Origin of the sequence: Metapseudomonas boanensis, assembly GCF_042232855.1 — a bacterium.
Classification (GTDB): domain Bacteria; phylum Pseudomonadota; class Gammaproteobacteria; order Pseudomonadales; family Pseudomonadaceae; genus Metapseudomonas; species Metapseudomonas boanensis.
This window is the reverse complement of the sequence record NZ_CP113889.1, coordinates 3580009-3598028: the sequence shown is the minus strand read 5'-3', so window position 1 is coordinate 3598028 and position 18020 is coordinate 3580009. Positions and strand designations below refer to the sequence as shown.

General features: G+C 62.8%; 18 protein-coding genes. 6 read left to right on the top strand and 12 right to left on the bottom strand.

Annotated elements, in window-relative coordinates; genetic code table 11:
• Positions 1–42: 42 nt before the first annotated feature.
• From OXH74_RS16720 to OXH74_RS16710, 3 genes are read right to left on the bottom strand one after another with little or no spacing between them, the layout of a single operon-like run.
• Entirely contained in the window at positions 43–900 is an 858-nt protein-coding gene (locus OXH74_RS16720; protein ID WP_375737975.1) for an efflux RND transporter periplasmic adaptor subunit, read from the bottom strand.
• An 11-nt stretch (positions 901–911) separates the two neighbouring features.
• Positions 912–1118, bottom strand: a complete 207-nt coding sequence (locus OXH74_RS16715; RefSeq protein WP_375737974.1) for a DUF1656 domain-containing protein — start codon at positions 1116–1118, stop codon at positions 912–914.
• Positions 1105–3117 (bottom strand): FUSC family protein, encoded by a 2013-nt coding sequence (locus OXH74_RS16710; RefSeq protein WP_375737973.1) that lies wholly within the window; start codon positions 3115–3117, stop codon positions 1105–1107. Before OXH74_RS16710 ends, OXH74_RS16715 begins: the two co-directional genes overlap by 14 nt.
• A 166-nt stretch (positions 3118–3283) precedes the next feature.
• Here OXH74_RS16710 and OXH74_RS16705 point away from each other — a divergent pair, with 166 nt between their 5' ends.
• From OXH74_RS16705 to OXH74_RS16690, 4 genes are read left to right on the top strand one after another with little or no spacing between them, the layout of a single operon-like run.
• On the top strand, positions 3284–3922 hold the full coding sequence (locus OXH74_RS16705; RefSeq protein WP_375737972.1) for a TetR/AcrR family transcriptional regulator: 639 nt from the start codon (positions 3284–3286) through the stop codon (positions 3920–3922).
• A complete protein-coding gene (locus OXH74_RS16700) occupies positions 3919–4884 on the top strand; it encodes an HlyD family secretion protein (protein ID WP_375737971.1) in 966 nt (321 codons plus the stop codon). The genes OXH74_RS16705 and OXH74_RS16700 overlap by 4 nt, the downstream gene beginning before the upstream one ends.
• The gene (locus OXH74_RS16695; protein WP_375737970.1) at positions 4871–5818 is read left to right on the top strand and encodes an ABC transporter ATP-binding protein; all 948 of its coding nucleotides are present in this window, start codon (positions 4871–4873) and stop codon (positions 5816–5818) included. Before OXH74_RS16700 ends, OXH74_RS16695 begins: the two co-directional genes overlap by 14 nt.
• Entirely contained in the window at positions 5815–6894 is a 1080-nt protein-coding gene (locus OXH74_RS16690) for an ABC transporter permease (RefSeq protein ID WP_375737969.1), read from the top strand. The genes OXH74_RS16695 and OXH74_RS16690 overlap by 4 nt, the downstream gene beginning before the upstream one ends.
• Before the next feature lie 107 nt (positions 6895–7001).
• Here OXH74_RS16690 and ccoM read toward each other — a convergent pair whose 3' ends face one another.
• The 4 genes from ccoM to OXH74_RS16670 all read right to left on the bottom strand — a co-directional run bounded on the left by ccoM (position 7002) and on the right by OXH74_RS16670 (position 8605).
• The gene (gene ccoM, locus OXH74_RS16685) at positions 7002–7118 is read right to left on the bottom strand and encodes a cytochrome c oxidase subunit CcoM (RefSeq protein ID WP_285899516.1); all 117 of its coding nucleotides are present in this window, start codon (positions 7116–7118) and stop codon (positions 7002–7004) included.
• A gap of 393 nt (positions 7119–7511) precedes the next feature.
• On the bottom strand, positions 7512–7673 hold the full coding sequence (locus tag OXH74_RS16680; protein WP_375737968.1) for a hypothetical protein: 162 nt from the start codon (positions 7671–7673) through the stop codon (positions 7512–7514).
• A complete protein-coding gene (locus OXH74_RS16675) occupies positions 7670–8266 on the bottom strand; it encodes an alpha-ketoglutarate-dependent dioxygenase AlkB (protein WP_375741634.1) in 597 nt (198 codons plus the stop codon). The genes OXH74_RS16680 and OXH74_RS16675 overlap by 4 nt, the downstream gene beginning before the upstream one ends.
• Before the next feature lie 42 nt (positions 8267–8308).
• Entirely contained in the window at positions 8309–8605 is a 297-nt protein-coding gene (locus OXH74_RS16670) for an aspartate-semialdehyde dehydrogenase (protein WP_375737967.1), read from the bottom strand.
• 154 nt (positions 8606–8759) lie between these two features.
• Between OXH74_RS16670 and rapA the strand changes: the two genes are divergently transcribed.
• Positions 8760–11609, top strand: a complete 2850-nt coding sequence (gene rapA / locus OXH74_RS16665; protein ID WP_375737966.1) for an RNA polymerase-associated protein RapA — start codon at positions 8760–8762, stop codon at positions 11607–11609.
• 88 nt (positions 11610–11697) lie between these two features.
• On the opposite strand, the gene OXH74_RS16660 is transcribed toward rapA, so the two are convergent.
• The gene (locus OXH74_RS16660; RefSeq protein ID WP_375737965.1) at positions 11698–13023 is read right to left on the bottom strand and encodes a spinster family MFS transporter; all 1326 of its coding nucleotides are present in this window, start codon (positions 13021–13023) and stop codon (positions 11698–11700) included.
• A gap of 279 nt (positions 13024–13302) precedes the next feature.
• Between OXH74_RS16660 and OXH74_RS16655 the strand changes: the two genes are divergently transcribed.
• On the top strand, positions 13303–13905 hold the full coding sequence (locus tag OXH74_RS16655; protein WP_375737964.1) for an MHYT domain-containing protein: 603 nt from the start codon (positions 13303–13305) through the stop codon (positions 13903–13905).
• Here the strand turns inward: OXH74_RS16655 and mnmH are convergent.
• The 4 genes from mnmH to OXH74_RS16635 all read right to left on the bottom strand — a co-directional run bounded on the left by mnmH (position 13902) and on the right by OXH74_RS16635 (position 17916).
• Complete coding sequence (mnmH, locus tag OXH74_RS16650; RefSeq protein ID WP_375737963.1) at positions 13902–15005, bottom strand: tRNA 2-selenouridine(34) synthase MnmH; 1104 nt, start codon at positions 15003–15005, stop codon at positions 13902–13904. The two genes, OXH74_RS16655 and mnmH, sit on opposite strands and share 4 nt — an antisense overlap.
• Entirely contained in the window at positions 15005–16039 is a 1035-nt protein-coding gene (gene selD / locus OXH74_RS16645; RefSeq protein ID WP_375737962.1) for a selenide, water dikinase SelD, read from the bottom strand. Before selD ends, mnmH begins: the two co-directional genes overlap by 1 nt.
• A gap of 210 nt (positions 16040–16249) precedes the next feature.
• Positions 16250–17029, bottom strand: coding sequence for a hydroxypyruvate isomerase family protein (locus tag OXH74_RS16640; protein ID WP_375737961.1), 780 nt, complete (start codon positions 17027–17029; stop codon positions 16250–16252).
• The gene (locus tag OXH74_RS16635) at positions 17026–17916 is read right to left on the bottom strand and encodes an NAD(P)-dependent oxidoreductase (RefSeq protein WP_375737960.1); all 891 of its coding nucleotides are present in this window, start codon (positions 17914–17916) and stop codon (positions 17026–17028) included. The genes OXH74_RS16640 and OXH74_RS16635 overlap by 4 nt, the downstream gene beginning before the upstream one ends.
• Between the last annotated feature and the right edge of the window lie 104 nt (positions 17917–18020).

Sequence of the window (18020 nt, the reverse complement as noted above, 5' to 3'; positions counted from 1 at the left end):
CTGCTCACATCAGACAGGCAATCTGTGGTGAGCCCTCGCCCCTCACTCCTCCTCCACCGTCACACTCGCCGTCATCCCGGCACTCAGCTGAACATCCTCCGGCACCTGGTCCAGCCTGATCCGCACCGGAATCCGCTGCGCCAATCGCACCCAGTTGAACGTGGGCTCCACATTCGCCAATAACTGCGCATCCGGATTGGCATTACGATCGGTGATCCCGCGACTGATGCTTTCCACCGTACCGCGCAACGGTTGTCCCGCGCTCATCAACCAGACCTCCGCCGGAGCGCCTACCTTGATGCGCGGCAACTTGGTCTCTTCAAAATAGGCCTGCACATAGAACGAACTGTCATCCACCAGCGCCATCACCGGTTCGCCAGCACTCACGAAATTACCCTGGGCCAGCCGCAGGTTGGTGATCTGGCCACCGCGCGGGGCGCGTAGCTCGCTACGCGCCAGGTTCAGTTCGGCGACCTTGACCTCGGCCTGAGCTTCGCGGGACTCACCGCGGGCAATATCGGCATTGATCTGAGCGTTCTCACGCAGCTCGGCGCTGATCGCCTGCGGACCCAGACTGGCACGCCGGGACGCCTCGTGCTCACGCAGTCGCAATTGCTGCTGGCGCGTATCAGCAACCGCCCGAGCCTTTTCCAGCGCAGCCTGATAGCGTTCGCGGTCGATTTCCAGGAGCTGATCCCCTGCCTTCACTTGCTGGTTGTCGCGAACCTTGAGATCCGTGACCCAGCCCGACACGTCCGGAGCGATGACCACCACGTCGGCGCGAATTCGTGCATCACGGGTCCAGGGTGAAAGCATGTAGTGCTGCCAGAGGCCATAGCCTGCGATCAAAGCCGCCACCACCAGCAACAAGGTGACCGCCACACGCAACATCGAATGCATCTTCTTCTCCTTCACCAGCGCCCGGTCAGCGCCACCAGGGCAGCCAGCACGCAAACATACAACGCACAATCGAACAGCGCCTCATGCCAGATCCAGCGCGCCATGCCGACGCGCTCCAGGCCAAACCGCAGCACACCGGTCACCAACAGCGCCAGCAATGCATAAATCAAAAATGGGCTGAGCAATACGCCGCCCAGGGACCACTCACGCAAGCTCATGGCTCGCCTCCTGTTGTTCGCACCATTGCCGCCAGCTGTGCTGCAACTGCAGCACAGCTGCCTGGGCCAAACGCCTGTCGATACTGCTCCCGGCTGCGCGCAATGCCTTCAACAATTCATCGACCGGCTCATCCAGAGCCTGGCGATGAAGCGGCGCGGGGCCTTGCAGAAAAACCTTTTCCAGGCGGCGCAGAAATTGTTGCTCAGAACGCCCCACAGGCTTATCACCGGCGGCCAGGCAGCGACGCAAGTGCAGGAGCTCATCGCCCAGATCCAGGCTGGCCAAGCCATCGGCCCAATGAGACCGGACCGGCTCCGGCAATATCGGGGCATGGCGCGCGAGTTGGAGGATGCGGTCCGCCATGCGACCACCGAACCAGTTTTCCGCACTGGCCAAAGGTTGCCTAGCCAGGCGCGAGAGGTCGACCAGCGTAGCCTTGAGCAGGCGCCGACTGAGCCAGGCCGGATTGCGAACCACAATCAGGCGAAATGCCAGAACGGCAAATCCGACACCCAGGACCATGGCGATGGCCTCGTTGAGAAAGAATGCAACGTCATAACGCATGGTGTTCTGCGGGGCGCACAGCACGATGAAATGCAGGCAGAAAGAAGTAGCGGTGGCGCCCAATGCAGGCTTGGCCATGCCTAGGGTTCCGAAGAACAATGGCGTCCCGAGCGCCAGACAAAGCATGGCAAAGCCGCTGAGTTGCGGCAGCAGCACCTGTCCGACGAAGAACGCCACAGGCAAGGCGTAGAAGATTCCGCGCAGGAACATGAAACCGATCTGATCAGCGTTCTCCCGACTGGCAAACAGGCTGCACACCACGCAGGTCAGCGTCAGCGCACCAGCGGCGGCCGTCCATCCAGTCGCCAGCCAGAACGCGGACAGGGCAAGGAACGCCAACGCGCTGCGCAGCCCATAAATAGTGGCCGTCTGCAGGTCTCGATGCCAGGACAGCGCCGATGGCGCGACGTCTGGCGCCTGACCCCGCTCCACGGCCTGCAGCGAAGCCAGTGCCGCCCCCGCCTGGCGTACCAGGACGGCCAGGCGCGCCAGGCAATACTGCTGTACCGCCGACAGGTCTTCAGCGGCCGAATCCTCGATCAATTGACCGAGCAACTCGGCCAGTCGCTGGGAATCGGGGTCGGCCAACGCCTGATCGACCTGACTCAACCGGGGCGCTAACTGATGCACCTCATCCTCGCTCAGCTGGCTCCATTGTCTGGCCACCCCTCGTGCCAGGCGCAACAAGCTGAGCAGATCATGACTCAACACCCGCAAAGCCACCGCCCTTTGCCGCCCGCGGTTGCCCTCGAACCAGGCATGCTCGCGCTGGGCATCCACCGCAACGATGCGCCCCAACACGCCTACCAGGCCTTGGCGTTCCTGCCGCCCGCCCTTAAGTGCCGAGCGTGCCGTCTGGATACCAAACTCCCAGGCATCCTTCGCCTGTCTGGCGAGCTGGCGCTCGACTCGCTGCGGCCAGAGTAGGGCGCTGGTGAAGGTGGCGCAGATTATTCCGAGGGATATCTCGGTGCAGCGCGCCACCGCCTGGTCGAATACCGTGAGCGGGTGGGCGATGGCCGGCAGGCCGATGATCGCCACCGTGTAGCCCGCCAGCACGAACGAGTAGGACCAGGCGCTGCGCAGCAAGGTCGACGAGGCGGTACAGAGCCCAAGCCAAGCCCCCAAGGCGAGCAGGAACAGCCAGGGCGCCTGGGCGAACATCCCCATGAAGACGACCGACATGGCCGTACCAACCAAGGTGCCGAGCAGGCGCGCCATGCCCTTCTGGATCACCATGCCGGACAGCGGTTGCGCGACGATGAAGGCTGTCATCAAGGCCCACTGCGGTTGCTCGAGCCCGAAGCGCATGGCGCACCAAAGCGCCAGGCCGCCGCCGAGCAGCGTCTTGATGGCAAATTGCAGCGCCGGAATGTCGGGCGCCAGGAAGGCACGCAATGAGTCGCGCACTGACCGAGTCCATAAGAATTTCATCTGAAGATAGCGTGCCGGAAAAGACAGGCAATGAGTAATACTTATTATTAGCTAGCTATCTTATTGCCGTCCAGAGGGCTGCTCGCTTGTCGGCTGAGAATTGCAAATTAATTAAATATATATTTAAATTTTGCGTATCGCTCACTTGCACTCAGGGAGTCCCGCAGTGACTCACAACCGCTCCCCCGGCAGACCCACCGGCGATTCCCCGTTGCAACGGGAGCGCCTGCTGGATGCCGCTGTCGACGCTTTCGCCCATCAGGGTATCCAGGCCGCCAGCCTGCGCAGCATTGCTCAGCAAGCCGGTGTGACCCCGGCACTGGTCAATTACTACTTCGGCAATAAGGAACGGCTTGTCGAGGCCCTGGTGGAGGAGCGCCTGTTGCCGCTATTCAAGGGCATGGCTGAGCAACTTCAGCAGATTGGCACCGATCCGCGCGAACTGGTTACGGGCTTCGTGACGGCCCTGAGCGCCAACCTCCGACGCAATCCCTGGCTACCGCCGCTCTGGGTGCGCGAGGTGCTATGCGAAGGTGGCGCTCTGCGCGACCAACTGACCACCCGCTTCGCACCGATGGTGCCAATGCAACTCGCCCAACGCTTCGCCGAGGCCCAGGCCGCCGGCCAGCTCAATCCCGATCTGGACCCGCGGCTGCTGGTGGTGTCCCTGATTGGCATGACCATGCTGCCCTACGCTGCCGCGCCCATCTGGCGCGGCATTTTTGCTAACCCGGAGCTCGGCGACGAAGCCATGCTCCGACACACGCTGGCCCTGATCGAGCGTGGCCTGGAGGCCAAGCCATGAGTATTCGCCCCCTGCCCTGCCTGCTGTTGTTCGCCTTGCTCGCAGGTTGTGATGACACGAGCCAGGCTCCGCTGCTCGGCACTCTGGAGTGGGACCGCATCGGACTGCCGGCTGAAGCTTCAGAAACCATCCTCGCCTGGCGCGTGAACGAAGGCGATCGGGTCCAGGCCGGGCAGTTGCTGCTGGAACTGGATCCGCGCCGACTCGATGCGCGCCTCCTCGAGGCCAAGGGCGATGTCGCCCAGGTCCAGGCACGCCTGGATGAACTCAACAACGGCGCACGGACCGAAACCGTGGATGCAGCACGGGCCTCCCTCAATCGAAATCGAGCCGCACTCGTCGATGCCGAACGCACTTATCAGCGCATCGAAGCTCTCTACCAGCGCCGGCAGGTCGCCATTGCCGAACTGGATCGCGCCCGCGCCAACCGCGATCAAGCCCGGGCGGCAGTCAGCAATACCGACGCTCAACTGCGAGAACTGACCAACGGGACACGCCCTGAACAGATCGAGCAGGCGACCGCCCTGCTCCAAGCCAGCCAGGGCCGCTTAGCACAACTGGAAGTCAGCCGCGAACACCTGAGCCTGCGCGCGCCGCGTGCCGGCAGAGTGGACGCCTTACCATTCAAACCCGGTGACCAACCGCCGCAGAACGCCGAACTGGTCAGCCTGCTGGTGGGAGATGCGCCCTATGCACGGGTTTACATCCCTGCCTCGGTGCGGCCGCACTTCACCATCGGTGATCGCTTGCGCGTGCAGGTTGAAGGCGTGGACGACGCCTTCAACGCACGGATTCGCAGCATCGCCAGCGAGTCCAGTTTCACCCCGTACTTCGCCCTGACTGGCGATGACGCCAGCCGCCTTGTCTACCGCGCCGAACTGTTGCTGGAAGGTGAAGCGGCCCGGCAACTCCCCGCCGGCCTGCCGGTTCAAGCCATGGTTCCCGAAAATGAACAGCGCTGAGCCGGTCATCCTGGCCCGAGGGCTGACCAAGCGCTTTGGCCAGCTCACCGCCGTCGACAGGCTGGACCTGCGAGTTGATCGTGCCGAAGTATTTGGCTTCCTGGGGCCCAATGGCTGTGGCAAGTCCACCACCATCCGCATGCTCTGCGGATTACTGCTGCCCAGCGCCGGGGAGATCGAAGTTCTCGGTTGCCAGATACCCCGCGATGCCGAAGCGCTGAAGCGGCGGATCGGCTATATGACCCAGAAGTTCTCCCTTTATGAAGACTTGACCGTAGGCGAAAACCTGGACTTTCTCGCCACCGTCCAAGGACTCCCCAAGCGCGATGGGCGCCAACGCATCGAGGAGCTGCTGGATCGCTACTGGCTGACGGACCGCCGCACGCAGCTGGCCGGCACCTTGAGCGGCGGCCAGAAGCAGCGCTTGGCGTTGGCGGGGGCCGTGCTACACAAACCAGACCTGCTGTTGCTGGATGAGCCCACCAGCGCTGTCGATCCGCAATCACGACGGGAGTTCTGGGACTCGCTGTTCGAGCTGGCCGAGGCCGGAACCACCCTGCTGGTTTCTACCCACTATATGGATGAGGCCGAACGCTGCACGCGCCTGGGCATCCTCGATGCCGGGAGGCTGGTGGCCGACGGCAGCCCGGCAGAGCTGATGGCCGCCCTACCCGGCCGCCCGCTACTGGTGGAATGTCTCCAACCACGCAACGCGCAACGCGCCCTGCAAGGTGCCGCGGAGGTAATCGCCATGGCCCAGATCGGCAACTCGTTGCGCGTGCTCAGCGCGGTGGCTGACGCCCGCGAGCGCATCTCTCGGCGGCTGGCCATCCAAGGCATCGAGGCGCACGTGCAAGAGACCGAGGCCAATCTGGAGGATGTCTTCGTCGCCGTGACCCACCACCCTCAAACGCATGCCGGAGCCCACGCATGAACCTGCGACGCCTCGGCGCCATCGTGCTCAAGGAGTTGCGCCAGCTCCGCCGCGACCGCCTGACCTTCGCGATGATCGTCGGCATCCCGGTCATGCAGTTGGTGCTGTTTGGCTACGCCATCAACATGGACGTGCGCGGCCTGCACGCCGCCGTGCTGGACCAGGCGAACACGGCCCAGTCCCGCGAAGTCGTGGCAGAGATCGGCGCCAGCCAGGTACTGGACTTCCGCTACCACCTGGCCAACCCCCAGGAGCTCGACCGCCTGCTGCGTGAAGGCAGAATCAGCGCGGCCCTGGTGATACCGTCGGACTTCGAAGCACGGCTCCAGCGACGTGACCGCCCGCCATTGCAACTGGTGGTAGACGGCTCAGACCAGGTGATACAGGCATCCGCCCGCCAGTTGGCGACCTACCCTCTGCCGGGCTGGCCGCACCTGACCGGCATCCAGCTGGTGAACTTCTATAACCCGGAGCGCCTCGCACCGGTCAATACCGTCCCAGGGCTGATCGGAGTGATCCTGACCATGACCATGGTGCTGTTCACCGCCATCGCCTTGGTACGTGAACGCGAGCGCGGCAATATGGAAATGCTGATCACCACACCGCTTTCCCCTTGGGAACTAACCCTGGGCAAGGTTCTGCCCTTCGTCGGGATCGGCCTGGTTCAGGTGACAGTGGTGCTACTGGTAGGCCGGCTCTTGTTTGAAGTTCCCGTACGCGGTTCGCTCTGGGCGCTCTATGCCGCGGCACTACTGTTCATCCTCGCCAGCCTGACTCTGGGCGTATTCATCTCGACCCTGGCGCGCAGCCAGTTCCAAGCCATGCAGATGGCCTTCTTCACCTTTCTGCCGCAGATCCTGCTCTCGGGCTTCATGTTTCCGTTCGCCGGCATGCCAAAGGCAGCCCAATGGATCGCTGAAATCCTGCCGCTGACGCACTTTCTCCGCCTGACACGCGGCATCATGCTGCGCAGCGCCGGGCTGGCCGACCTCTGGCTGGAACTGGCGGTGCTGGGGGCGTTTACTTTGGCGATGTTGGGCTTTGCCGTGGCAAGAGTGCACAAACGACTGGACTGAAACCTGATCGTGACAAGTGCAGCTGGGACGCTGGAAGACGAGAAATCAAAAAAAAGGGGCGACCGAAGTCGCCCGAGGTGCCTTGCGTGCCTGTAAACCTGGGGAACTCAGCGTGGCTTGCGCTTATGCGAGTCTTTCCAGATGAAGTAACCGACGCCTACGAAGAAGGCGACCATGAGACCGACGGTGCCAATACCGGCCAGAACCACTGCATCGACGAACATGACCTGTCTCCTTCTTTAGCGTTGTTGCTTCGATGGGTTCAAGTTAGCCGCGCGGCAGCGATGGGAAATTGATCTGGGTCAATGGCCGCAGAGCGCCACGGCGAAGGCTGCCAGGACACTGACACAGGTCAATTTTTATGGGGGCTCGAGAGCTGGGGGGCGCGAGTACATTCGCGGCGATCAGCAGTTGGGCTGAGCGCAATCGAGCCCAACGATCAGGGTTTCGGAACTAGCAATCGTTGGACTTCGCCACTCGGCTCTGCCCAACCTATGGGCGATCAATCTCGACAATGGCGCAAGACTTGTGAGGCAAATTCATTGGCCAAGCAGGCCGCAGAACTGCCCGACCTTCCACCGCCCTCCCCTGCAGGGGGATTAGGGCTCAGATGACCGTCAGCGCTTCTTCGGCTTCTTGGCCGATTTCTTCTTGCCCTTGGCCAGCGGCATCGCCTGCTCGAAAGCCTTGCGCACGTCGTTGAGGCGGCGCTCATGCAGATCATGGATGCGTTTGTCGCGCTCGGCGCCGAAGTCGATTAGATTCTCGTCATTGCTCATTTACGTATCCAACGGAAAGTGAGGTTGAGGCGTGGCGCGCAGACACTCCGGGTTTTCGCCACCTGATGCTGCCAATAATGCTGCGTCGGCCCGCCCATGACCAGCAGCGAGCCATTGGCGAGGTCCAGGGAGTGTTCGATGCGGCCGGAGCCCTTGCGGCGAAGGTCGAAGCGGCGCGTGCCCCCGAGGTTCAACGAGGCAACCACAGGGTTTGGCCCCAACTCAGGCTCATCGTCGCTGTGCCAGCCCATGGAGTCCTGGCCATCGCGGTAATAGTTGAGCAGCACACCATTGAACGACTGTCCGACAGCTCCCTGCACCCTATCGCGCACTATCTCCAGCAGCGGGGTCCAGGGCAGTGGCTGGTGAGTCAGGCCGGCATAACGGTAGCTGGCCTCAGGGTCCCCGTACCAGGTCACCAGGCGCGGCACCGGATAATGGCGGCCATGCAAAAACACTTGCGGTTGCTCCCAGGGCGTTTCCGCGCACAAGCGTTCCATCCAGCCGTTTGCCTCTTCGGGCGCCAGGAAGTTCGGCTCATAGCGCAACTCAGCGTCAGGCAAGGTCAAGGGAATATCGCTGAACAGTTCCACCACGATGTGACTCGATAAAGGAGACGGCCCATTCTGCTCGCCTCAGACCTCCACATCCACCCAGAGTCCCTGGCGTGGAAGATCCCGGAGTTCAGCCTGATCCTCCTCACTCACCAACAAATCAGCCAGCTCCTGGGGCGTGTAGCCACGCCGCTGGCGACGCCGCTGCTCCTCACGCAACATCTCTTCCGCCTCCTGGGGGTGCCGCCGGTCGAGGCCGACCTCGCTTTCCCTGGTACCTTCCTGTACCGGGGTGACCGGAGGAATGTCCGGGCGCGACTTGACCACATCCTGCTGGGCAGTGACCGGCACCAGGCCTTGGGGAATCGGTGGCAACATTCGGCGCCCTCCTTTGGTCAGTCTGTCGGCCGTTCCGGCAGCGACTTTAAAGTCGCTCGCTAAACTTTTGCGGACATACGGCCCGCAGGCTCGTCGCCCTGCGCTCGGCGTTCCGTTAACATAGTCGGCTTTTTTCACAGCAGGGGAGACACGCATGGCGCAGCAGTATCAACCGGGGCAACGCTGGATCAGTGACAGCGAAGCGGAGCTTGGGCTCGGAACCATCCTGGCAACGGATGGGCGCCTGCTCACTGTGCTCTACCCGGCCACTGGCGATACTCGCCAGTACGCGCTGCGCAATGCCCCGCTGACGCGGGTGCGTTTCGCCCCAGGGGACGAGATCACCCACTTCGACGGCTGGAAGTTGAGCGTGCAGGAAGTCGAGGATATCGACGGGCTGCTGGTCTATCACGGCATCACCGCCCAGAACGACCCGCGCACCGTCCCGGAAACCCAGCTGTCCAACTTCATCCAGTTCCGCCTGGCCAGTGATCGACTGTTCGCCGGCCAGATCGACCCGCTGAACTGGTTCGCCCTGCGCTACCACAGCCTGGAGCATCGTTCGCGCCTGCTGCAGGCGCCGCTCTGGGGTCTGGGTGGCGCGCGTGCGCAACCGATCGCGCACCAGTTGCACATTGCCCGCGAAGTTGCCGACCGTGTTGCGCCACGCGTGTTGCTGGCCGACGAAGTGGGCCTGGGCAAGACCATCGAGGCGGGCCTGGTGATCCACCGCCAGCTGCTGTCGGGCCGCGCCAGCCGCGTGCTCATCCTAGTTCCGGAGAACCTCCAGCATCAGTGGCTGGTGGAAATGCGCCGCCGTTTCAACCTGCAGGTGGCCCTGTTCGACGCCGAGCGCTTCCTCGAGAGCGATGCCGACAACCCCTTCGAGGACAGCCAGCTGGCGCTGGTGTCCCTGGAGTGGCTGAAGAGCAGCGAACGTGCGCAGGACGCAGCCTTTGCCGCTGGTTGGGATTTGCTGGTGGTGGACGAAGCCCACCACCTGGTCTGGCACCCGGAACAGGCGAGCCCTGAATACCAACTGGTCGAGCAGCTGGCCGAGGTCATCCCCGGCGTGCTTCTGCTGACCGCGACCCCTGAGCAGTTGGGCCTGGAAAGCCACTTCGCCCGCCTGCGCCTCCTCGACCCGAGCCGCTTCCATGACCTGGATGCCTTCCGTGCCGAAAGTGCCAACTACCGCCCTGTTGCCGAAGCGGTACAGGAGCTGCTGGATCAGGGCCGTTTGAGCGCAACCGCGCAGAAAACCATCAAGGGCTTCCTGGGCGACGAAGGCGAAAGTCTGCTCGAAGCCCTGGACGCCGGCGATACCGAGGCGTCTCCGCGGCTAGTCCGCGAACTGCTGGACCGCCACGGTACTGGTCGCGTGCTGTTCCGCAATACCCGCGCAGCCGTTCAAGGCTTCCCCGAGCGCCAACTGCACCCGTACCCGCTGCCGAACCCATCGGAGTACATGGAGCTGCCCATTGGCGATCACCCTGACCTGTACCCGGAAGTCAGCTTCCAGTCGCAACAGGAAGACGGCGATGAGGCCGAGCGCTGGTGGCGTTTCGACCCGCGCGTCGACTGGCTGATCGACACCCTGAAGATGCTCAAGAAGTTCAAGGTGCTGGTGATTTGCGCACACGCGGAAACCGCGCTGGATCTGGAAGACGCGCTGCGCGTGCGCTCTGGCATTCCGGCTACCGTGTTCCACGAAGGCATGAGCATTCTCGAGCGCGACCGCGCGGCCGCCTACTTCGCCGACGAAGAGTTCGGTGCCCAGGTGCTGATCTGCTCGGAAATCGGCAGTGAAGGCCGCAACTTCCAGTTTGCCCACCACCTGGTGCTGTTCGACCTGCCGGCCCACCCGGACCTGCTGGAACAGCGTATCGGCCGTCTCGACCGGATCGGCCAGAAGCACACCATCCAGCTGCATGTGCCCTACCTGGAAGGCAGCCCACAGGAACGCCTGTTCCAGTGGTACCACCAGGCGCTCAATTCGTTCCTGGCCACCTGCCCCACCGGCAACGCCCTGCAGCATCAGTTTGGCCCGCGCCTGCTTCCGTTGCTGGAAGCCGGCAATGATGGTGCCTGGGAAACGCTGGTCGCCGAGGCCGAGAGCGAGCGCAAACGCCTGGAAGGTGAACTCCACAACGGCCGTGACCGCTTGCTGGAGCTCAACTCCGGTGGCGCCGGCGAAGGTGAGCGCCTGGTCGAGGAAATCCTCGACCAGGATGACCAGTTCGCCTTGCCGATCTACATGGAAGCCCTGTTCGAAGCGTTCGGCATCGACAGCGAGGACCACTCGGAAAATGCCCTCGTGCTCAAGCCTGGCGAGAAGATGCTGGATGCCGGCTTCCCTCTGGGCGACGATGAAGGCGTCACCGTCACCTACGACCGCAACCAGGCGCTGGCCCGCGAGGACATGCAATTCCTCACCTGGGAACACCCCATGGTGCAAGGCGGCATGGACCTGGTGCTGTCCGGCTCCATGGGCAACACTGCCGTGGCGCTGATCAAGAACAAGGCGCTCAAGCCCGGCACGGTTCTGCTTGAACTGCTCTATGTGAGTGAGGTAGTGGCACCGCGTGCCCTGCAACTCGGCCGCTTCCTGCCGCCCAAGGCATTGCGTTGCCTACTGGATGCCAATGGCAACGACCTGGCCTCGAAGGTCGGGTTCGACACCCTCAACGACCAGCTGGAAAGCGTCCCGCGTGGCAGTGCCAACAAGTTCGTGCAGGCCCAGCGCGATGTGCTCTCGGCCCAGATCAACGCCGCCGAGGCCAAGATCGCGCCGCGCCATGCCGAACGCGTAGCCGAAGCCCAGCGCCGCCTGGTTGCAGAACTGGACGAGGAACTGGCCCGCATGACCGCGTTGAAAGCCGTGAACCCAAGCGTGCGTGACAGCGAGTTGGAGGCTCTGCGCCATCAGCGCGAGGAAGGCCTGGCGCTGCTGGAGAAAGCGGCCCTGCGCCTGGAGTCGATCAGGGTGCTGGTAGCTGGCTGACGGGGCTCCCGGATGGCTGGGCGGAGCAAAGCCCAAGCTATAGAAACAAGGCCCGCTAATGCGGGCCTTGTCGTATCCGGCGTTCGACTCAAGCAGCCGCCGCCAACATCCCTTCGCGCATGGTCGTTGCATCACGAACGAAACAGCGTGCAGCCTGGAAGAGCGCCAGCATGGTCAGGATCAGGGCCGCCGGAATCAGGTACATGGCGTTGTGCAAGCCTACTGCCTTGAACGCCTCGGTCATCTCGCTCGCCCCGGCGGCCAGCATCGCCATCTGGGAATAATGGTCGGAAAGGATTCCCACGACTACCGGACCAAGGCCACCTCCCAGCAGGTAGAGGCCGGCGAAGAACAGCGCCATGGCCGTGGCGCGCAGACGCGGCTCCACTACATCCTGGATTGCTGTGTAGACGCAGGGATAGAAGTTGTAGGCAAACAGCCAACCCACACTGAACACCGCTACGAAGACGCCGATCTCGAGCTTTCCAGAAAGCAACGCATAGCCCGTGCACAAGGCGGCCATCAGCATGCTGAATGAGGCCAGCAGCAAACGACCGCGTTCGGACTTCTGATGAGCACGGTCCGCCAGCCAACCTCCCAGGGTCAAACCAAACAGACCGGTAAGGCCAGTGATAATCCCGGTGGCGATGGCGGCTTGCTCCAGCGGCAGCAGGAAATAACGCTGGAGCATAGGCACCATGAACGAGTTGCAGGCATAGGTAGCGAAGTTGTAGGTCAGCCCGGCCACGGTCAGCCACCAGAAGGTGCGAATCGACAGGACCCTGCGCAACGGGCGGTCCAGCGGTGTCGTCTGGATCTTGACGCTCTCCGCTGCGCCCCGAGTCGGCTCCTTGATGAAGAACATGAAGAGCGCCAGGATCAGGCCGGGAATCGCCGCGATGAAGAATGGCGCGCGCCAGCTGTCGAACGCCTTGACCATGGAGCCGATGGTGAAGAAGGCCAGCAACAGCCCGAGCGGCAGGCCGAGCATGAAGATCCCCATGGCGCGGGCGCGCTTGTGGGCCGGAAACAGGTCACCGATCAGCGAGTTGGCTGCTGGTGCGTAACTGGCTTCGCCAATACCGACGCCCATGCGCACCAGCAGGAAGCTCCAGAAGTTCCAGGCCAGGCCGTTGACCGCCGTCAGCCCGCTCCACACAGCGAGGCCCCAGCCCATGATCTTCCGTCGTGCGCCGGTATCCGCCATACGCCCCAAGGGGACACCGGCAATCGCATAGATCAGGGTGAAGGCGGTCCCGATCAGTCCCAGCTGGAAGTCGCTGAGACTCCACTCATGACGTACTGGCTCGATGATGATCGCCGGAATGGTCCGGTCGAAGAAGTTGAACAGGTTGGCCAGAAACAGCAGGAACAGGACTCGCCAGGCATTAGCGGCTTGAGGGGAATGTTGCATGGATCGGTCTCATTTTTGTTATGCGGCACCCAGCGAACCAAGCGCCAGACTGATAGTGGTGCAATCTATGGCCAGCGGCATGTGACTGTCTGCGATGATTCGTGGCGTTTATGTAACCCGATGCTGCAAAAGCGCTAAGGTCCGTTCGACTATCCCTTCAGTATCGTCACCCGCAAACAAGGCACCATGGTGCCAATTATTGTGTGCGATCGACTGTACCGATCTCATAGTGCCATCCACCCTTCTCCGGAGCTGATCCGACTATCTGGGGAAGTCGTAATGGGCTGGCTGGGCTTGCGCTTTGCTGCCGAACCGCCTGCGGGCGACGGATTTCTCCTCCTGACATGCACGCACAACACCGGGCTGATCCTCGTGGCCTACCTGGTAGCTTCAGGCGCCGGCTATTGCGTGTTCAACATGGCAGAACGGATAGCTGGCTCACGCCAGCGCGAGACCCGTTGGCGTTGGTGCTGGCTGAGCGCTTGTTGCTTGGGCGGTGGAGTCTGGGCGATGCACTACATCGCCATGCTGGCCTTCGAGGCTCCCATTAAAATCAACTACGACGTCCCGACCACGGCGCTACCTCTGCTGGTGATCCTGGCTGCCTCCCTCCTGGGCATGCTGCCCTTAGCCACCCCACGCCTGCGTTTCCATCATTACGCTTCGTCCACGCTCGCCATTGTCCTTGGCCTCGCGGCCATGCATGACCTCGGCGTCGCCGCCATGAGAAGCGAGGCAACGATTTACTACGAGCCAACTCACTTCCTCTTATCGGTAGCGATTGCACTCGGATCGAGCCTGGCAACGGTGCCGCTGTTTACCTTCTTCCGTCGACATGACGCGGCTCGCACCTTGCTCAAACTTCCTGCCGGCTCGACCTAGCGCTGCGCCGACCGACGTTCGCGCAGGTACTGCAACACAGCCGCCTGGTCGCCAGCGAACTCCACACGCTCCGCCTTGCTGTCGCGCTGGAAGGCGTACATCGGGTCGTAGTACTCGCTGAGCAGGCCGCTAATCCACTCCCGATGAAGGTCCACGGCGCCGCTGCGGGCCTGTTCATCGAGCGCCTGATCCAGCAGGGCAGCCATGCGCTGATAGCGCTCCCCGCCCAGGCGCTTGACGATGTTCGACAAACTCTGGCGCAAGCGTTGGGCAAACAGCGGAAAGCCCTGCTCCTCGCCGTGGGTGACGATGAACTCGGCACACAGGTCGACCACGTAGTCGCGCCGGATGCGCTCGACGCGACTCTCGAAGCTGTCTTCCAGCCACACTAGCGGGTACTGCTGCATCCCCTGGTAAAGCTCCAGCGGTACCGAGCAGCTTCCGACGATGCGCCCCTCGTCCTCGAGCACGAACTGATCGAAGCCAGCAGCGCGCTTCTTCAGAATGTCGATGGCCAGACGATTCTCGAACTCGATCTGTGGTGGTTGCGGCGTGGCCCGTTTGCCGAAGCTTGAGCCACGGTGATTGGCATGCCCCTCAAGGTCGAGGCTGTTGGCCAGCGCAGCGATCACCTCGGTCTTACCGGTACCGGTCAGGCCACCGACCAGGACGAAGTCGCACTGAGCCACCGCGTCCTGGGTCGTTTCCATGAGAAATGTCCGCATCGCCTTGTAACCACCCTTGACCCGCGGGTAGTCGATGCCGGCTTCCTTCAACCATTGCTGGACGATCTGCGAACGCAGGCCACCACGAAAACAGTAGAGGTATCCCTGCGGATTGGCCTGGGCGAATGCGACCCAAGCCTCGACCCGCGCGGCCTTGACGTCACCACTGACCAGCTGGTGGCCGAGTGCAATGGCAGCTTCCTGGCCATGCTGTTTGTAGCAAGTGCCGACTTTCTGCCGCTCGATGTCAGTCATCAGCGGAAGGTTTACCGTGTACGGGAATGCGCCCTTGGCGAACTCGACGGGCGCGCGTGCGTCCATCATCGGCAGGTCGTTGAGGAAGATTTCGCGGTAGTTCGCGGTGTCGCTGCGCATCAGGCCACCTCGACCGCGTGGCTCTGTCGCTCGAACAGCTGGCCGATGGGAGCCAGTTGCAGCTTCAGTTCGTCGGCCACTGCAAGGAACTCCGCTTCGCCTTCCGGAGTGACCGCTACCAGCAGCCCACCGCTGGTCTGAGGATCGCAAAGCAATAGCTTCTGCACTTCCGGCAACGGAGCGATGCGCTCACCGTAGCTCTCGAAGTTGCGCAGCGTGCCGCCTGGCACGCAGCCCTGCTCCAGGTAATACTCGACGCCTGGCAGGCTGGGCACTTTGGCGTAGTCGATGCGCGCCGTCAGGCCGCTACCGTCAGCCATTTCCACCAGGTGGCCAAGCAAGCCGAAGCCGGTTACGTCCGTCATGGCCTTGACCCCTTCCAGCTTGCCGAATCGGCTGCCAGGCTTGTTCAGTGTGCACATCCAATCACGGGCCAGGCCCATGTCGCCGGCGCGCAGCTTGCTCTTCTTCTCCGCGGTGGTGAGGATGCCGATCCCTAGCGGCTTGGTCAGGTAGAGCTTGCAGCCGACCGTGGCGGTGTCATTGCGCTTCATGTGGCGCTTCTGCACGACACCGGTAACGGCCAGACCGAAGATGGGCTCCGGGGCATCGATCGAGTGCCCGCCAGCCAAAGGAATGCCCGCCTCGTCGCAGATGGAGCGACCGCCCCGCACCACTTCGCGCGCCACCTCCGGCGGCAGCACATTGACCGGCCAGCCAAGGATGGCGATGGCCATCAGCGGGTCCCCGCCCATGGCGTAGATATCGCTGATGGCGTTGGTCGCGGCGATCCGGCCGAAGTCGAAGGGATCGTCGACAATCGGCATGAAGAAATCGGTGGTCGATACCACACCCCGCTCGTCGTCCAGGGCATAGACAGCTGCATCGTCACGCGACGCATTACCTACCCAGAGTCGCGGGTCGAGGTTCTGCGCACCACTCCCAGCGAGGATCACGTCCAGCACCTTAGGGGAAATCTTGCAGCCGCAGCCAGCGCCGTGGCTGTACTGGGTCAGGCGGATGGGTTCGCTCATGGCTCACTCACTAGGAATTTCGACAGGTCGCGGATTCTATCAAAGGTGGCAGCACCTGCAGGAACGACCCGTCAGGACCACCATCAAAACCCGCTATTGGAGCTGCAGCCCGTCGCGTGGATTACGCCTCACCGATCCACCTCCGCGGTCGTACCGAGTCTCTGACAGTGGATTTGAAAAGCGGCATCCACTCTTCTAGGGGCACTTGCCCTAGAAACTGCGCCACTGCGCCAGCCAATCCAGGGTTTCGGCGGTAGGCGCCGTGGGCTTGTACTCGGCGCCTAGCCAGCCTTCGTAACCATTGTCCCGCAGGGCGCGGATCGCTGAGGCAAAATCCAGGGTCCCAGTGCCCGGCTCACCGCGGCCCGGGCAATCGGCAAACTGGACATGGCCAATCCGTCCAGCCAGCAGACGCGCACCCGCCGCCAGGTCAACGCCCTGACGAGCCATGTGGTAGAGATCGTACTGCGCCTGCAGGTTGGGGTGATCGACTCGGTGCAGCAAGTCGCTCAATTGCTCGGGGGTGCTGATCAGGAAGCCCGGCATATCCAGGGGATTGATCGCCTCGCAGAGGACGCCGATCCGCAGCACGGCGAACGCCTCTGCGACCTTGCGCAAATTATTAACCAGACATGCCATCGCCTGATCGCGTGGGACACCGTCCGCCAGTCGGCCCGCCAACACATTGACGAAGCGCGGCCGGGTCATTGCGGCATAACTGAGGGCTTGCTCCAGGCCGACATCGAACTCTTCCTGTCGCTCCGGCACGGCAGCAAGACCTGGGCCGCCGCTCATCAAGTCGCCTGCAGGCAGGTTGATCAGCAACAACGGCAACCCGGCGGCCTCCAGTACTTCCTTCAGGCGAATCGCTGGCAGTTCATAGGGAAACTGAATCTCGACCCCATCGAAACCTGCAACGCGGGCGGCGATCACCCGCTCTATCAATGGACGATCGGTGAACAACATGGACAGGTTGGCGGCAATCTTCATCGTGAATTCTCCCGGAACATCTCCACCAGCGTAGCCGGATCGCGCTCCAGGTTGCCCTGGCTGCCGTGCAAACGCATCAACTGGGCGGCAAGGCCGCTAAGGGGGGTGGCCGAATCGTGTTCGCGGGAGAGGCGCACTGCGGTATCCAGGTCCTTGAGCAAGGTACGCACATGCCACTTGATGGGTTCGAAGTGGCTGTCGGCCATTTGCGGCCCCAGGATCTGCAAGGGCTTGGAGTCGGCGAACCCGCCCGCAAGGGCCGGTGCGATCAGACGGGCATCAACCCCGGCTTTCTCCGCCAGGGCCACGACCTCGGCAATCACCAGGGCATTGCAGGCCACGATCATCTGGTTGCACACCTTGGTCACCTGCCCAGACCCCACGCCACCCATGCGCGTGAGGCGTTGGCCCAGGTTCATGAGGATGGGGCGTACATGCTCGACATCGGACTCATGCCCGCCGGCCATGATAGTCAAGGTCCCGGACTCGGCACCAAGCGTGCCACCGGAAACCGGTGCATCGACCCAGCGCATGCCGCTGCGCGCTTCCAGGTCGGCCGCCATCTCACGGGTGGCGTCCGGTTCCAAGCTGGAAAAATCAACCAGCAACTGGCCCGGCTTGGCGCCCTCCACTACACCTTCCTCACCAAATACGACCTTGCGCACCACCCGGGTATCGGCCAGGCAAAGCATGACAATGTCTGCCTCGGCGCAGAGCTCGGCCGGGGTGTTCACGCGGCGTGCCCCCAGTGCTACCAGCGGGGCGCATTTCTCGGGGGAACGGTTCCACACCGTGAGCGGGTAACCGGCGGCCAGCAGGCGACGGGTCATGGGCAGGCCCATCAGGCCGATGCCGGCGAAAGCAATGGAGGGCAGCGTAGCGGTCATCCCGGGACTCCTGGGCAGTTGGTCGAAGCCGCATATTAACCTCAGGTCATGCATATAGCGCTTCCATGCGATCGCGCGGCCACTATAATCCGCGTGCCTTTTCC

Coding starts and splice junctions, on each gene's coding strand:
- OXH74_RS16700 (WP_375737971.1), top strand. CDS start 3,919: ATGAGTATTCGCCCCCTGCCCTGCCTGCTGTTGTTCGCCTTGCTCGCA.
- OXH74_RS16715 (WP_375737974.1), bottom strand. CDS start 1,118: ATGAGCTTGCGTGAGTGGTCCCTGGGCGGCGTATTGCTCAGCCCATTT.
- rapA (WP_375737966.1), top strand. CDS start 8,760: ATGGCGCAGCAGTATCAACCGGGGCAACGCTGGATCAGTGACAGCGAA.
- OXH74_RS16660 (WP_375737965.1), bottom strand. CDS start 13,023: ATGCAACATTCCCCTCAAGCCGCTAATGCCTGGCGAGTCCTGTTCCTG.
- mnmH (WP_375737963.1), bottom strand. CDS start 15,005: ATGCGCAGCGACACCGCGAACTACCGCGAAATCTTCCTCAACGACCTG.
- OXH74_RS16670 (WP_375737967.1), bottom strand. CDS start 8,605: ATGTTGCCACCGATTCCCCAAGGCCTGGTGCCGGTCACTGCCCAGCAG.
- OXH74_RS16640 (WP_375737961.1), bottom strand. CDS start 17,029: ATGAAGATTGCCGCCAACCTGTCCATGTTGTTCACCGATCGTCCATTG.
- ccoM (WP_285899516.1), bottom strand. CDS start 7,118: ATGTTCGTCGATGCAGTGGTTCTGGCCGGTATTGGCACCGTCGGTCTC.
- OXH74_RS16690 (WP_375737969.1), top strand. CDS start 5,815: ATGAACCTGCGACGCCTCGGCGCCATCGTGCTCAAGGAGTTGCGCCAG.
- OXH74_RS16680 (WP_375737968.1), bottom strand. CDS start 7,673: ATGAGCAATGACGAGAATCTAATCGACTTCGGCGCCGAGCGCGACAAA.
- OXH74_RS16635 (WP_375737960.1), bottom strand. CDS start 17,916: ATGACCGCTACGCTGCCCTCCATTGCTTTCGCCGGCATCGGCCTGATG.
- OXH74_RS16720 (WP_375737975.1), bottom strand. CDS start 900: ATGCATTCGATGTTGCGTGTGGCGGTCACCTTGTTGCTGGTGGTGGCG.
- OXH74_RS16710 (WP_375737973.1), bottom strand. CDS start 3,117: ATGAAATTCTTATGGACTCGGTCAGTGCGCGACTCATTGCGTGCCTTC.
- OXH74_RS16695 (WP_375737970.1), top strand. CDS start 4,871: ATGAACAGCGCTGAGCCGGTCATCCTGGCCCGAGGGCTGACCAAGCGC.
- OXH74_RS16655 (WP_375737964.1), top strand. CDS start 13,303: ATGGGCTGGCTGGGCTTGCGCTTTGCTGCCGAACCGCCTGCGGGCGAC.
- selD (WP_375737962.1), bottom strand. CDS start 16,039: ATGAGCGAACCCATCCGCCTGACCCAGTACAGCCACGGCGCTGGCTGC.